The 14,355-nt window shown below is 60.9% G+C and carries 20 protein-coding genes; 18 read left to right on the forward strand and 2 right to left on the reverse strand.

The window, feature by feature from the left end:
* Positions 1-82: 82 nt before the first annotated feature.
* A complete protein-coding gene (locus tag GRI72_RS02810) occupies positions 83-688 on the reverse strand; it encodes an XRE family transcriptional regulator (RefSeq protein ID WP_160732391.1) in 606 nt (201 codons plus the stop codon).
* Positions 689-781: 93 nt separating this feature from the next.
* On the opposite strand from GRI72_RS02810, the gene GRI72_RS02815 reads away from it, so the two are divergent.
* A complete protein-coding gene (locus tag GRI72_RS02815) occupies positions 782-955 on the forward strand; it encodes a helix-turn-helix domain-containing protein (RefSeq protein WP_202388883.1) in 174 nt (57 codons plus the stop codon).
* Positions 952-1,260 (forward strand): GIY-YIG nuclease family protein, encoded by a 309-nt coding sequence (locus GRI72_RS02820; RefSeq protein WP_160732393.1) that lies wholly within the window; start codon positions 952-954, stop codon positions 1,258-1,260. Before GRI72_RS02815 ends, GRI72_RS02820 begins: the two co-directional genes overlap by 4 nt.
* 45 nt (positions 1,261-1,305) lie before the next feature.
* On the opposite strand, the gene GRI72_RS02825 is transcribed toward GRI72_RS02820, so the two are convergent.
* Positions 1,306-1,569, reverse strand: coding sequence for a hypothetical protein (locus tag GRI72_RS02825; RefSeq protein WP_160732394.1), 264 nt, complete (start codon positions 1,567-1,569; stop codon positions 1,306-1,308).
* A 467-nt stretch (positions 1,570-2,036) separates the two neighbouring features.
* Between GRI72_RS02825 and GRI72_RS02830 the strand changes: the two genes are divergently transcribed.
* From GRI72_RS02830 to GRI72_RS02905, 16 genes are all read left to right on the forward strand, one after another.
* Positions 2,037-2,234: a hypothetical protein gene (locus tag GRI72_RS02830; protein WP_160732395.1), complete on the forward strand. Its 198-nt coding sequence runs from the start codon at positions 2,037-2,039 to the stop codon at positions 2,232-2,234.
* Positions 2,227-2,700 (forward strand): phage regulatory CII family protein, encoded by a 474-nt coding sequence (locus tag GRI72_RS02835; RefSeq protein ID WP_160732396.1) that lies wholly within the window; start codon positions 2,227-2,229, stop codon positions 2,698-2,700. Before GRI72_RS02830 ends, GRI72_RS02835 begins: the two co-directional genes overlap by 8 nt.
* Positions 2,697-2,966, forward strand: coding sequence for a hypothetical protein (locus GRI72_RS02840; protein WP_160732397.1), 270 nt, complete (start codon positions 2,697-2,699; stop codon positions 2,964-2,966). Before GRI72_RS02835 ends, GRI72_RS02840 begins: the two co-directional genes overlap by 4 nt.
* Before the next feature lie 112 nt (positions 2,967-3,078).
* Positions 3,079-3,744, forward strand: coding sequence for a helix-turn-helix domain-containing protein (locus GRI72_RS02845; protein WP_160732398.1), 666 nt, complete (start codon positions 3,079-3,081; stop codon positions 3,742-3,744).
* Positions 3,741-4,085 carry a PDDEXK family nuclease gene (locus GRI72_RS02850; protein WP_160732399.1) on the forward strand — a complete coding sequence of 115 codons (345 nt, stop codon included), beginning with the start codon at positions 3,741-3,743 and terminating at the stop codon, positions 4,083-4,085. The genes GRI72_RS02845 and GRI72_RS02850 overlap by 4 nt, the downstream gene beginning before the upstream one ends.
* Positions 4,082-4,756, forward strand: coding sequence for a helix-turn-helix domain-containing protein (locus tag GRI72_RS02855; protein ID WP_160732400.1), 675 nt, complete (start codon positions 4,082-4,084; stop codon positions 4,754-4,756). The genes GRI72_RS02850 and GRI72_RS02855 overlap by 4 nt, the downstream gene beginning before the upstream one ends.
* Positions 4,757-4,805: 49 nt before the next feature.
* Complete coding sequence (locus GRI72_RS02860) at positions 4,806-5,087, forward strand: hypothetical protein (protein WP_160732401.1); 282 nt, start codon at positions 4,806-4,808, stop codon at positions 5,085-5,087.
* Positions 5,084-5,743 (forward strand): DNA-methyltransferase, encoded by a 660-nt coding sequence (locus GRI72_RS02865; protein ID WP_160732402.1) that lies wholly within the window; start codon positions 5,084-5,086, stop codon positions 5,741-5,743. Before GRI72_RS02860 ends, GRI72_RS02865 begins: the two co-directional genes overlap by 4 nt.
* Positions 5,744-5,926: 183 nt before the next feature.
* Positions 5,927-6,568, forward strand: coding sequence for a hypothetical protein (locus tag GRI72_RS02870; protein WP_160732403.1), 642 nt, complete (start codon positions 5,927-5,929; stop codon positions 6,566-6,568).
* A gap of 523 nt (positions 6,569-7,091) precedes the next feature.
* Positions 7,092-7,619 (forward strand): hypothetical protein, encoded by a 528-nt coding sequence (locus GRI72_RS02875; protein ID WP_160732404.1) that lies wholly within the window; start codon positions 7,092-7,094, stop codon positions 7,617-7,619.
* Between the two features lie 104 nt (positions 7,620-7,723).
* Complete coding sequence (locus GRI72_RS02880) at positions 7,724-8,167, forward strand: terminase small subunit-like protein (RefSeq protein ID WP_160732405.1); 444 nt, start codon at positions 7,724-7,726, stop codon at positions 8,165-8,167.
* A gap of 95 nt (positions 8,168-8,262) precedes the next feature.
* Entirely contained in the window at positions 8,263-9,654 is a 1,392-nt protein-coding gene (locus GRI72_RS02885) for a terminase large subunit (RefSeq protein ID WP_160732406.1), read from the forward strand.
* On the forward strand, positions 9,651-11,723 hold the full coding sequence (locus GRI72_RS02890; protein WP_160732407.1) for a portal protein: 2,073 nt from the start codon (positions 9,651-9,653) through the stop codon (positions 11,721-11,723). Before GRI72_RS02885 ends, GRI72_RS02890 begins: the two co-directional genes overlap by 4 nt.
* Positions 11,720-12,088 (forward strand): hypothetical protein, encoded by a 369-nt coding sequence (locus tag GRI72_RS02895; RefSeq protein WP_160732408.1) that lies wholly within the window; start codon positions 11,720-11,722, stop codon positions 12,086-12,088. The genes GRI72_RS02890 and GRI72_RS02895 overlap by 4 nt, the downstream gene beginning before the upstream one ends.
* A gap of 65 nt (positions 12,089-12,153) precedes the next feature.
* Complete coding sequence (locus tag GRI72_RS02900; RefSeq protein ID WP_160732409.1) at positions 12,154-13,161, forward strand: hypothetical protein; 1,008 nt, start codon at positions 12,154-12,156, stop codon at positions 13,159-13,161.
* A 79-nt stretch (positions 13,162-13,240) separates the two neighbouring features.
* Positions 13,241-14,218, forward strand: coding sequence for an SU10 major capsid protein (locus GRI72_RS02905; protein WP_160732410.1), 978 nt, complete (start codon positions 13,241-13,243; stop codon positions 14,216-14,218).
* The last annotated feature ends 137 nt before the right edge of the window (positions 14,219-14,355 follow it).

The following is a 14,355-nucleotide window of genomic DNA, read 5'->3' on the forward strand; positions in this document are numbered from 1 at the left end:
GAGTAGGGCGCGTAAAGGAGGGTGAAAATTACCGCGAATATCACCAAGCGATCATACCAAGGCCACGTTGATATAATCTCAGTCATCTTGGTATGATCGCCTTAACCCTAGCCGCCCAAAGTATCTCAACATCCTCTATAATCGGAGCATTGGTCGATACCAAGTGATAGCGCTGCGGGCGGCTACCTCGCATTATGCGTTTAACGAGCATTCGGCCATCAGCAAGCTGCACGACGCATATCCGATTAAGAACCTCGTCTTCAACGATAGTTTGTTCGCCGGTGTAAACCAAGCGCCAACCGTTCTCCGCAGTGGGTAAGAGGCTGTCGCCCCTTACTTCGACAGCAACGGCGCGGCCAGTAACAGTAGGCGGCCGCTCGACGTGATCCAGGCCCTCGCCATGAGCGTAATCGTCGTAAGGAAAAACCTCCGCGCCTGCGCCCACGTAGCCGACAACCGGTATATCGCCCGGGGAAGTGCCGGATAGATCGTCAAGATCCATGAGGCGCTCAATCGTGGTGTTGGCAAACTCCGCAATGCGGTGCAGCGCATCGCTTTGGGGCCTGGAGCCACGTTCCCAGCGAACGACAGTGGACTGACTGACCCCCATTCTTTCGCCAAACTCTGTCTGGCCTAAGCCTGCGGCACAGCGGATCGCTTTGATTTTTTCGGCGAGCTTCCCGGTCATGGCGCCCGCATAAACCGGGATACGATGATTCCCGAAACCGTTTGCGCATATCAACACTTGACCCCCCTATGCGTATGCGCATATATACGAGGAATGGATAGCATCCTCGGCATCAGGAAGGCGCTTGGGCTTTCGCAAGTGGAAATGGCCGCCCGGTTAGGGCTGCACCAGACCACAATTTCCCGATTTGAGCGCGGCGAACTGCCCACGGACAAGCGAACCCTTCTGGCGGCACAAGCCCTGCTGGCGGGAAGGGAGGCGGCATGAGCGTCTATTTTATGACATGCCGCTCCCTCGGGCAGGTCAAGATCGGCCACAGCTGCAATCCGCAGCGCAGGCTGGAAACCCTGCAAAGCGGCTGCCCAATGCCGCTGGTTATCGAAGCCACCATGAAGGGCGGTCGGGCGCAGGAAATGGCGCTTCATAGCCGGTTCGCCGCGCATCGCCGCCAAGGCGAATGGTTCGAGCTGACCCCCGAAATCGACGCACTCATTACCGAGCGCCGCCGTGCCCAGAACGACAAGTGGTTCAAGCGGCAGGGGCTGGTGAGCGAACTGGAGAAAGCAGCATGACCCACCCTTATATCGTCGGCAATCGCCCGCCCGAATGGTTCGACCCTAACTGGAACGCAAGCGCTCGCGCACGCCCGCCCAAAAAAGGTCCATCCTTTGGCCTGCCGCTTCTTGTGCTTGTCGGGTTTGCTCTGGCGACAATTCCTCTCCGAAAACTGTCGCGGGGAGGGCGGTAAATTGCCTGTGCATTTCCTCGGCCAGCCCTTCGCAGTCGTCAATCGGATTGTCGGAAACCCGGTGCAGCCAAGTGGCCACAAGGTTTTCGAGAATGAAGTTGATCTTGCTGAGTTCGATACTCGTGGCGTCCATGTAGGTCCCTTTCGTGCGTCACCATCGCAAGTTCGCACGATAGCCGAAGCCGGGGGTGTAGCAAGCGCCCCCGGCGGAGGTGCCGCATGACCCCCGACAAGCCGCTCCCCCCGATCCTGCACGAGATACCCGACGCAATCGCTGCCGGGATCGTGCCCAAGCAACAGGAGGATTGAATGAGCGTCCTTAAGGCTGTCCGCGCTAAATGCCTCGATTGCTGTGGAGATATGCCCTCCGAGGTTCGCGAATGCACCATCGTGAGTTGCGCGCTCCACCCCTTTCGAATGGGCAAGAACCCGTTCCGCAAAAAGCGTGTCCTGACTGACGAGCAGCGCAAGACATTGGCGAACCGACTTGCCCAAGCGCGGAGCCAGTAAATGACTGGCTACTCCGGCATCGACCTTATCGCGATCATCTTTGCCATCCTCGCGATTGTCGCAATCGCCCTGCGGCCGGGGAGGGCATAAATGATCCCCGCAATCATCGACACTGGCAGCGATGACGGCGCTTACCGGGAAGCTCTGATGTTCCCGCCGTGGTCGCAGATCGCTCCCGACACGTTCGCCAATTTCACGCACGACCCGAGCGGCCGCCACCCCAATGGTGACGATCTCGCCGGGCCGTTTCTCCATCCTTTCCATAATTCGGAGATAGCCGATGGCTGACAGCAAGTCTGTCCAAGACGAGGGACTGTTCTCGGACGAGCGCCTTCAAGAGTGGATCTGCGGCGAGATTCACCGCTTCATTCATATCGAACGCCTGATGACGCGCGGACAACTCGCCGAGGCTGCTGGCATCAGCGTTGATTACCTGGATGCGCTGAGAAAGACCGGGGAGGGGCGCAGGAAGCTGAAACCGGCTGCCATGCTGTCGCTCTGTGTCGTCATGGGGCAGCGTCGGGTTAACGGCCTGCTGGCCAATATCGGTTACGGTGGTGCCAAGCCCTTGGACGAAGCGGACGACCTGTGCGTCCATTCCATCGTCGCGAACGGCCTACAGCACTTTTCGATTATCGCCACGGCTGCTGCTGACGGTCGGATCGACCATACCGAGGCCCCGCTTTGCCGGGATGCTGCTGACCACATTATCGCGACCGTCATGCCCCTGTCCAGCGCGGGAGAGGCGGCATGAGCGATTGGCAGAGAGGTGATCTGGCGCTGTGCGTGGATGATAAGCCAAGTCCGCTGCTGGGGCGGCACCCAGCGATCAAGGGGCGCATCTACACCGTCGCTTCGGTGGTAATAGCAGATTCGCTAGGTTTAACGTTCGAAGAAATCGATCATCCGAATGCGCTCGGATATTATGCCCATCGCTTCCGCAAGGTCACTCCCCCCAAGGCAGACGAGTTCGACCGCGAAGTAATCGATCTCATGAACCGCAAGCCGGTGGAGGTCTAACCATGCACGACACCAACGGCGCTGAACTGGTGGGCTGGGAATCTGAACCCGATCCTTTCCCCAAGGCCCTTATCGCTATCTGTGCTGCCCTGATTATCGCGGGGGTGCTGCTGTGAAGAGTATCGCACGGGAACGCCCCAGCAATTACGAGGCGGACGGTCATGCGGCTTATGCGCGTCGTCTCGCGGGCTACATGAACGACGCTGGTTATATCCGCGCTCTCACCATTCGCGAATACGGGATCGCGCCCGGTGTGCACCGCATCCAGGAATGGATCGACAAGCGCCACCGGGATGCCGCGGCAATCAAGCGGGTTGTTCAAAACCGCCACAGGATCGACCCGGCTGCAAACGATGGCGACGATTTCAAGGTCGTTCGTCTGGACCTGCCCAAGCCGACGCCCAAACCGCGCATCAGGCGCAAGCCGGTGGCATTCGTTCCGCCGGCCAAGGTAAGGCCGCCTGTCCGCCTGTCGCGCCGCGTGATCGACGCTGTGGCCGAATGGTTTGGCCTGAAGCCGCAGGACATTCTCGGCAAGTCCCGCGCCCACCACAAGGTTAGTGCGCGTTTCGTCGCCATTCGCATCCTGCGCGAAATGCGCTTTGCCAGCGGCGAGCACCGCTTTTCCTTTCCTGACATCGGCAGGGTGCTGGACGGCCGCGACCACTCCACGATCATCTACGCATGGAACACCTTTGACGACCGCGCCCGGAAATACCCGGAAATGCGCGAGGCATACGAGGATCTGCGCCACCTCGCTGAGGGGTGGCAGGCATGAACCGCTCCTATGCCCTTGGCCGCCTGAAAACCGGCCAGATGAACAAGACCGAGGCCGAATATGCCCGCGAGCTGGAGCTGAGAAAGAGCGCTGGCGAGATCGCCTGGTATCGCTTTGAGGGCCTGAAGCTGCGCCTTGCGGACAAGACGTTCTACACCCCGGATTTCGCCGTCATGCTTAGCACTGGCGAGCTTGAATGTCACGAGGTCAAGGGGTTCTGGCAGGACGACGCGCGGGTCAAGATCAAGGTCGCTGCCGACCAGTATCCCTTCCGCTTCATCGCCCTTCGCAAGCGCGCGAAGCGAGATGGCGGCGGGTTCGCGGTGGAGGACTTCTCGTGAGCATCCGCGTCATGTCCAAGGTCTGGGATATGGACCTGCCCGCAAAGGACAAGCTGGTGCTGCTGGCGCTGGCCGATTGCGCGAACGACGACGGCCTGGCGTGGCCCTCGATCGCCACCCTCGCGCGCAAGTGCGGATGCGATGCCAGGACGGTGCAACGCAATCTCCGCCGCCTTGAAGCCGCTGGCCATATCAGCCGCGAGGAAGTGATTGGAAAGGGCTGCAAATATCGGTTTACCCCCCGGCAAATTGCCACCCCTGACAAATCGCCCCCCCGGCAAAATGACGGGGCGACAAAAACGACGCGGACCCCCGGCAAATTGCCACCCAAACCGTCAAGAACCGTCAATGATTTACCTAACGGTAAATCTAAGACGCGCGTGCAATGCGCAAAGCCCGATGAGGTGAGTGAGGCCATTTGGCGAGACTTCACCCGACAGCGAAAGAAACCGGTCACCGAGACAGCCCTGAAGGGCCTCAAGCGAGAGGCGGACAAGGCCGGTTGGACGCTGGAGGCCGCAATCGAAGAGGCCACGATGCGTGGATGGGAAGGGTTCAAGGCAGATTGGGTGAAAGGAGCCAGCAATGACAACCGAAATCGCAATTCAACCGGCGGAAGCACGCGAAATGCAGCACAGGAAGCGCTCGCAAGACTTCAGCACGGCCGCTGAAATTATCCCTGAGTTGGCCGCCTGTTTCGCGCTAGTCCGCCCTGTCAGCATGACAGACGACGCGGCGGCGGAATGGCTTGCGGTCGCGGCAAACGAGCTGGAAGGCTATCGCGCTGGCATCCTTCGGATCGGTCTGGGGGAGGCGCGCAAGACCTGCACGCACCACGGACAGATCGTGCCGACCGTTATCAAGGCAATGGAAGAGGCGACCCCGTGGCGGATGGGTAAACCGCTTGAACGCCGTCTGCCGGGCCAGGTCGAGCGACAGTTGCCGCCCCCTGAGGTTCGGGGCCTGATCGAAGGCGCGACACGGGCGCTGAACGCCGCATGACCTCCCCTGTCACCATAGGCCGGGCTACCCTGTATCGGGGGGACTGCCGGGATATTCTGCCGACGCTGCCGGAGGTGGGCGCGGTTGTGACCGATCCGCCGTTTGGAATGAAGTTCCAGAGCAATCATCGAAAGGAAAAGCACCTAGCTATCGACAATGACGATACCGAAGAATTGCTGGTGTGGGCTTGTGGCTTGCCTGTTTCACACAGTCGTTATGTCTTTTGTAGGTGGGACAATCTGGCCACCGTCCCAAGGCCTCGCAGTGTTATAACGTGGGTTAAGAACAATCATTCAATGGGTGACCTTGAGCACGAGCATGGACGTCAAACGGAACTCTGCCTCTTCTATCCTGGGGAAGCGCACGACTTCCCCCGTGGACGTCCGAATGATGTTGTAAGGGCTCCGCGCACGGGGAACGAATTTCACCCGACTGAAAAGCCGGTCCAATTGATGCGCGCCGTTTGTGATTGGACACGCGGAATCATCCTAGACCCGTTCATGGGCAGCGGGACGACTGGCGTAGCGGCTGTTCAGATGGGCCGCGACTTCATCGGCATCGAGCGCGAACCGAAGTATTTCGACATCGCCTGCCGCCGCATCGAAGAGGCCCAGCGCCAAGGCGACCTGTTCATAGGCCGGGCGGATGCAGCATGAACCGGGCTTCACCCCCACACGCGGGAGAAAGCCCCGCACTGGCGAGCGCCGCCTCATCGTCCAGTTTCGCTGCGGTTACGTGGACAGGAAGCACACTTACACCGCCGCCCAGCTTCGATGGAGCGACACCGGGCACGATTGGGACATCATTGCGGTCAAGAGGGCTTAAGGGAGGCACATAGGATGGCAAAGACGCGCACAGACCCGCTCGCCAAGCGCCGGGACGAAAACTATCTCCAGTGGCGCTCCCGTGTCGCTCGCGCCCGAGAGACGCAGCGCAGGCAGGGGGAGGGCATTGTCACCCCCGAGACGCTGCGGCAGGGCGGGCTGGTGGAAGGCTATGCCCCCACGCAGGAACGCGCGCGGACCTATCACCGCAAGCAACGCTCTGCCCTGAAGGCGATGCACGACCGTGGCTCCCTATCAAGCGAACAGTTCGGGGCGGCATTGCAGATCGCCCGCATTGCCGAGCGGATCGAACGTGAAGCCGGAGTATCGTGCGCCAGCATGGAAGCGAGGGTGGATTGTTCGGGCTCGGCATCGGACAAGCTGGTGGAAAGCCTGTATGACGTTCGCGCTGAGCGGGCCTACACGCAATGGCGGCAGTCTCTCCCGATCCCGCGCCGCATGATCGTGGACATGGTGCTTCGCGACCACCGGCTGAAGGCCATTGCCTCGCGCTACAACATGGGCTGGCCCAAAGCGCAGCGTTTGCTTGGGCAGGCGCTGGACAACTGGGCAGATATCTACCGCAAGGCGATGCGGGAGATCGGCCAGGAGGACGTGGACGCTATGCACGAGCGGCTTGGAACAAAGTGCGCCTAGATCACGAACAAAGGTTGACACATGCCTCGAAATATGCCATGTCTGCAATCATACAGAGAAGCGCCCGGAAGGGGTGCGACTGAGTTTCACGAATTGCTGCGGGCGTATAGAGCCGCCTACGCCACAAGGCCCGGATGACAGGCCCGGGTCCGAAGGCCCGCAGCAACCTTAATTGCCGTGTTGCCCGCGCAGAGCGTTGGGATTGGCGACATGCCCACGGCAGCTATTTGCGAATTGCTGCGCGGTCCTGAGTTGGTCCTCGCCATAAGCCTTGGATGCAGCGCCCAAGGTTGAGGTCGCGCAGCAACCCCTTAGAGCCTCGCCCTAACCGGCGGGGCTTTTTGCATTCGGCCCCTAAGCGGGTCGCGCCGCCGACGGCTCACGAAAAGCGAGGCGCAGCCTTTTGTCGCTATCGGAAGACCTTCGGCGGTTGAAATTGAGTGGGAATGAGGTAGAACAAGCGGGCCGAAACGGGTGGCTAGACCCGCTCCGGCCCTGACCAAAACGAACGTAGGAGGTTCGCTTGGCTAATCAGCGCATAGAGCGTGCAAAGGCCGATTCCCAGAAGAAAAAGTCGCCGGACGTTTGCCGGCGCGGCCATGTGGACCAGCGGTTGCCGAACGGCGACTGCTATGAGTGCCGAAAGATCCGTAACCGGTTGGTGGTGCACACCCCGCATTATCGCGCTCGTCGAAACGCCTATCTGAAGGCGCGCCGTCAATCTGACCCGGCGTATCGTCTCGACCAGGCCATCCGTTGTCAAATGCGGCGAGCGATGCGCGAGGTCAACGCGCAGCAGCGGACGTGGAGGGAGGTGCTGGGCTATACGGCCGATGACCTTCGGGAACACATCGGCAGGCAGTTTGCGCCTGGCATGACTTGGGAGAACTACGGCGAGTGGCACATCGACCACATTGTCCCGGTGTCGTCGTTCAATTTTAAATCAGTTGAAGACCCCGAGTTTCGCGCCTGCTGGGCGCTGAGCAATCTGCGCCCGCTGTGGGCAAAGGACAATCTGAAAAAGCACGCGAAACGCACTCAGTTGCTGTGATCGCACGACGCGAACACATCGCAGCTGCGATCGGGACAAAGTTTCATACACACCGCATACACACCGGCCCACCGCCTAGCGGAGCCGGGGGAAGGCGAGAGACGATGGCGCGCCCGACGATCTTCGATCAAGAGCTGGCGGACAAGATACTCGACCGCATTTCTGACGGCGAGAGTCTGCGTAAGATTTGCTGCGAAGACGACATGCCGGGGCAGACGACGGTTTACCGTTGGCTCAGGCAGGACGAGGAGTTTCGGCAGCAATACGCGAGCGCGCGTGAGCTTCAAGCCGACACGTTGTTCGACGAGACGCTGGACATTGCCGACGACGCGACCAACGATTGGATGGTCCGCTACGGGAAAGAGGACGAGGCTCCGGGCTGGAAAGAGAATGGTGAGGCCATCCGGCGGAGCCAGCTGAGGATCGATACCCGCAAGTGGATCGCCGGTCAGCTTCGCCCGAAGGTTTACGGTCCGCGGGTCCAGCAAGACCACACGCACGCGGTCGATGAGGATTTGGCCGAATGGCTGGGCCGCAAGACCTCCTAAGGGAGGCGATGAAGCGGTGGCCTGATAAGCTCTCGCGCCTTCGGGACGGTTTCTACAAGATCAAGGGTAAGGACGGGAAGGTTGTCCCTTTCCGAATGAACGCCGACCAGGAGAGGTTTCTCCAGGAGCGGCACGGCATGGACGTGGTGCTGAAGGCTCGGCAGAAGGGCTTCACCACCGTAATCCAGCTCGACATGCTGGACGACTGCCTGTTCGTTCCGAACACTTCGGCGGGCGTCATCGCCCACAACCTGAACGATGCGAAGGCGTTCTTCGCGGACAAGATCAAGTTCGCATATGACAATCTGCCGCAGGCCTTCCGGTCGCTAGTCCCTGCCGAGCAGGACGCGGCTGACAGCATGAAGTTCGGCAACGGATCGAGCATTCGTGTCGGCACGTCTCTGCGCTCTGGCACGCTCCAGCGGCTGCACGTAAGCGAATACGGTAAGCTGTGTGCGAAATATCCTGAGAAGGCCCGAGAGGTCCGCACGGGTGCGTTTAACACGGTTCAGGCGGGGCAGAGCATAACGGTTGAGAGCACGGCTGAGGGGCAGGCTGGCGACTTCTACGCCATGTGCCAGAAAGCTGAGCACAAGATGCAGAGCGGCGAGCCGTTAAGCCCGCTGGACTTCAAGTTTCATTTCTCGCCTTGGTTTACCTCGCCGGAGTATCGTCTCGACCCTGAGGGCGTCGTCATCACGGCTGAGATGACCGCGTATTTCGACAAGATCGAGCCGTATGTCATCGAGGTGCAGGGTGAGCCGCTCGATGACGAGCAGCGCGCTTGGTATGTGAAGAAAGCCGAGCAGCAAGGCGACGACATGAAGCGGGAGTTTCCTTCGACGCCGAAGGAGGCTTTCGAGGTAAGCGTAGAGGGTGCGTATTTCAGCACTCAGATGGCGACGATGCGAAAGCAGGGGCGCATCTGTCGCATCCCGATACTGGACGCCCCGGTCTATACGACTTGGGATTTGGGATACGACGACAGCATGACGATCACATTCTGGCAGGATGTCGGGATGGAGCGCCGCGCGATCGACTATTACGAGAACAGCGGGGAGGGCTTCGGGCACTATGCCCGCATTCTTCGCGAGCGAGGATACGACTACAGCGAGCACTGGATGCCGCATGACGTGGAAGTTCACCTCCTGAATAAGGAGGCGACGACCCGCAAGCAGGAGGCCGAAAAGGCCGGCATCAGGCCGATACGCACGTTAAAGCGCATCCGCACCGAACAGGACGGTATTGAGGCGAGCCGGACGTTTTTCCCGAACGTCTACATCGACGAAGAGCGGTGCGACCGGCTCATCAAGTGTCTCGATAACTATCGCAAGGAATGGGACGACAAGCTGGGCGTGTTCAAGGATCGGCCCCGGCATGACGAGTTCTCACACGGTTACAAGTCGTTCGAAAGCGCGGCCATTCGCCCGCAACCGAAGGCAAGCAAGCCGCTGGATCTGAGCAAGCTGAAGAGGGCGATGGTATGAACGAACCGACCAGCCCTGAAGACCTGGCGGCGATCCTCAAGCGCGAATACGAGGCGGCCGACGACTATCACGACCAGATAGAGCAGCTTCAGGAAGAGGCGTTTCGTTATTACGAGGCCCAGCCCTTCGGTAACGAGATCGATGGGCGTTCGCAGATCGTCCTGCCTGACGTGCAGGAAACCTGTGATGGCATGTTGGGGATTATCCTCAAGATGTTCGTCTCGGGCGACCGCGTGGTTGAGTTCGAGGCTACTGACGAGGAAGGCGAACAGGCGGCGGACGATGCGACCGCTGCGATTGATTACGTGTTCATGCGCCAGCAGGACGGCTATCGCGTTCTGAACGATACGGGCATGGACGGCCTTCAGCGCAAGATCGGCATTTTCAAGGTCAGCTGCGAAGAGGACGAAAAGGTATCGCGGCAGTGGGTTGCCTTCGATGACCCGTTGCAGCTTGGGCTGATCGAAGGCGAGATCGAGGACGTCCGCGAAAACGAGGACGGCTCAGGCCGGGCGCTGGTGAAGACGCAGCGCACGATCAAGCGATATACGATCCATTCCGTTCCTACGGACGAGTATCGCTTCAGCCCTGCGGCGGCGCACGAGGACACGGCGGATTATCAGGCGCACGTCCGCCCGATGACCCGTTCGGACCTGGTGGAAATGGGGTTCGATCCTGAGCAGGTGTATGGCCTGCCGACCTACGACGTTGCGACGGTCGAGGAAACGGAAAGCGACAAGCTCGACAGCTACAATCGCGAGGAATCGACGCCTGCGCTTGAAAAGGTGCTGCTGTGCGAGGAATACTCGCATATCGACGTGGACGGCGACGGCATTGCCGAGCTGGTGAAGAGCTACCGGGTCGAGAATGAAATCCTGATCGACGCCGAGACCGGCGAGCCTTCGATTGAGACGATTGACGAGCAGCCGTTTAGTGTTTTCTGCCCGTTCCCGCGTCAGCATCGCCTGATCGGCTATTCGCTGGCCGACAAGGTCATGGATCTTCAGTTGCTGCGCTCGCACTTTGCGCGTCAGCTGATCGACGGGATGGCCTTTGCCAACATGCCGCGTCCTTACGTGGATATGGACTCGGCTACGGACGAGACGCTGGACGACCTGCTTAATCCCATTCCGGGTAGCCCGGTGCGTGGGCGGGGCGTGGCGGCGGTCACGAACCTACAGACCGGCTTCAATATTGGCGACAGTCTACAGGCGATGGAGTGGGTCAGCCGGGAGAAAGAGGGGCGGTCGGGTGTAGGTCGGGCGACCCCGACGCTGGACGAAAACTCGCTCAACAATCAGACTGCCACTGAGTTTGCCGGCCGCGAAGGCAAGGCGGAGACGCAGCAGGAATACATCGCCCGCAATCTGGCGGAAGCGATGGCCCGCGCATTCGCCAAGCTCTATCGCCTGATGCGTGTCGAGGCCGAGCCGTTCCGCATCAAGGTGGACGGCAAATATCGCCTCGTGGACCCGTCGCAGTGGCCCGAAGACATGAATGTCCGGGTCAACGTGGGGCTGGGCAACGGCAGCAAGGATAAGCGCATCATGGCGCGCACCGCTCTGCTGGGGCCGCTTCAGGCTGCGATCGAACAGGGATTGTCCGGGCCGGAACACGCGTTCAACTGGTTTGACGGCATGGCGCGGGATACCGGCGTCGGGCAGGGCGAGGACTTCATGTATGACCCGTCCGATCCCGAGGTTCAGCAGCGCATGGCGGCGAAGGAACAGCAGCCCGACGCTGACCTGGTCGAGGTGCAGGGCAAGCTTGAGCTTGAGCGTGAAAAGGCAGGGGCTGATGCGGCGCTCCAGCGGCAGAAGGCCGAAGAGCAAGCGCTGTTGCAGCGCCAGAAGACCGAGGCCGATATCGAGACGCAGCGCCAGAAGCACGCGATGGACATGCAGGTCATGCGTGAACGCGCGGCGCTGGAAAGCGAGCTGGCCCGCGACAAGGCGGCTGAGGAACTGAGGCTGGCCCGTGAACGCATGGCGGCTGAGGCGGAGCTGAAGCGCGAGTTTGCTGACGCGAACGTGTCGCAGAATCGGCCCGGTGGGAGCTTGGCAGAATGATGCGTAACCTCGCTGTCCGCCTTATCCTGTGGCTCTGCAATCGTTTCGACGTTTGGCCCGTAGAGGAAGCCCGTCGCAACATGGGCGGGGACAAGAAGGCCCGCTCGCTTCGGTTCGAAGAGTTCGCCCGCGAGGAAGGCGGCCTGTTCGACCTGCTGGACAAGATCAAGGCGGAATACCTCGCCAAAATGGGGCAGGTGAAGCCGGGGGATGCAAAGACGCTGGAGACGCTGGCAATCGGCGCTCGGGTTGCCGATCAGCTGGCCGCGCAGGTCCGCAGCGTAATCGCGGCGGGCGAGATCGAAGCAGTCAACGAGGATCGCCGGGCGAAGATGAACGTCACGCCGATCCGCAAGAGCATTTAAGCCGCCCCTAGCGGGCAAACCCGCCCACGCTGCGAAGCGTCGGCTATCCCATGAGGACGATGACAATGGCCCATCCTGAAACGGAAGCCGCTGTTTCGACCGCACCTGTCAGTGTGGAAGATAAGGCGGCAGATTTCGAGAATTTCCTGTTTGGCGACGAGGGCGAAGACCCCGAAGACGGGCAGGAAGACGACCTTGAAGACGAAAGCGACCTTGAAGAAGGCGCGGACGACGACGAGGTTGAGCAGGACGACGAGGACGACGAACCGGAAGAAGAGCCGGCCATCGAACCGCCCGTCAGCCTGAATGCGGAGGAAAAGGAGGTCTTCGCGCAGCTTCCCCCGGAAGCCCAGCGCGCTTGGGCCGACAGTGAAACCCGCCGCAACACTCAGGTCCAGGAAGCGACCACCAAGGCGAGGGATGCCCAGCGACAAGCCGAACAGGCCGCAGCATCCGCAAATCGCCAGGCCGAGGCGCGCTATGCCGAGCAACTTAAGGAGTTCACCAAGGCTTTCGAGCCGCAGGCTCCCGACCCCGCCCGGTATAATGACATTCAGGCATACCAGCGCGACAAGGCCATCTACGACCACGCGAAAGCCCAGCATGACGAACTTATGCAGCAAATCGCGACGGTCGGCGTCGAGACGGACGAGATGAAGGTGGAGCGGATCAAGGCCCGCAACGCTGAAATCGAAAAGCTCCCGATTTATACGGAGGCTGAGGACAAGAAGGCACTGGTCGATGCGGCCATGTCTGTCGCGGCTGAGTTCGGTTACGACCTAGCCGAGCTGGCGGACAACATGGACGCGACCGATTTCAATGCCCTCGCGACCTTTGCGAAGTATAAGAAGGACAGCGAAGAACTGGCGCGGATCAAGGCCAGGTCGAAAGAACGCCGTCGCGACAAGAAAACGGGGAAATTCAAGTCCCTGAAGCCCGGCGCAGGCTCCCAGCCCTTGGGCAGGGCCGCGAAGGCCAAAAAGTCATGGCAGCGCGTAAAGGAAGCGAGCGGCAACCGTGCTGCTCAAGCCGACGCGATGGCCGATTGGCTTGAGGCTGCGGGCCACCTCTGAGTAGGTTTCACTTCACCACGTCGAGAGACGTTGACCCTCCCAATACGCGGCTGCGGCCGCAACAGATGGAATTTTCACTATGGCTGTTCCTACCAATACGATCCAGGCGGTCGGGCGCGTTGGCGTCCGCGAAGACCTGTCCGATAAGATCTACGAGCTGTTCCCCGACGACTGCCCGTTCCAGCGCTCCATTGGGCGCGAGGACGCAAAGCAGGTCTACCACGAATGGCAGACCGACGCCCTCGCCGCTGCGAATGCGGAGAACAAGACGCTTCAGGGCGATGACCTCGCCAACGAGGCGCGTCCGAACACCGTCCGTCAGGGTAACTACACCCAGATCATGAAGAAGGTGGTTGGTTCGTCCACCACGATGGAGGCCTCGCGCACTGCGGGCCGCCGTTCGGAGCTTGCCCGCGAAGTCATGAAGGCGGGGCGCGAACTGAAGACCGACGCCGAAAAGCGTTTCTGCGGCAACTACGCTGCTGTGCCGCCGGCCTCGGGCACTGAAGGTGAAACCGCTGGCGCGCTGGGCTTCCTCGTGACGAACAACGACATGGGGGCGACCGGCACCGCGCCGACCTATTCGGGGGGCGGCACCTCCGGTTACGTGAACGCCGCTGCTGGCAACGGCACGCTGCGCGACCTGACCGAGACGCTGTTTGCCGATACGCTGGCGGATATCTGGGCCGCTGGTGGCAACCCGACCATGGCGCTCATGTCGATGTCGCTGAAGCGCACGGCGGCTCGGTTCGCGGGAATCGCGCCCCAGCGTCACGCTGTCACGTCCTCGGCTGCCACTATCGTGGCCGGTGCCGAGGTTTACGACGGCGATGCGGGCCGGGTGCAGCTTGTGCCCTCACGCTTCACCTCGACCCGTGACGTTCTGGTGATCGACCCGGAATACTGGGCGGTTGCCGAGCTGGACCCGATGAAGACCATCGACCTGGCGCAGACCGGCCTGGCGAAGCGCAAGGCGCTTTATCAGGAAGTGGCGCTCGTTTGCCGCAACGAAGCGGCCAGCGGTGCGATCCGCGACGTTCAGGCTGTGGCGGCCTGATTGACCGGGGCCGGCCTTCGGGCTGGCCCCATTTCGCAGGAGGCAAGTATGGCCCGAACGAAAAAGACTGACGACGGAACGATGACAGTCAAAGTCAGCGGCCGGATTAGCGACGGCAAGGGCGGGTTCTACCGCAA

The sequence above is a fragment of the Pelagerythrobacter marinus genome, from assembly GCF_009827515.1.
GTDB lineage: Bacteria > Pseudomonadota > Alphaproteobacteria > Sphingomonadales > Sphingomonadaceae > Pelagerythrobacter > Pelagerythrobacter marinus.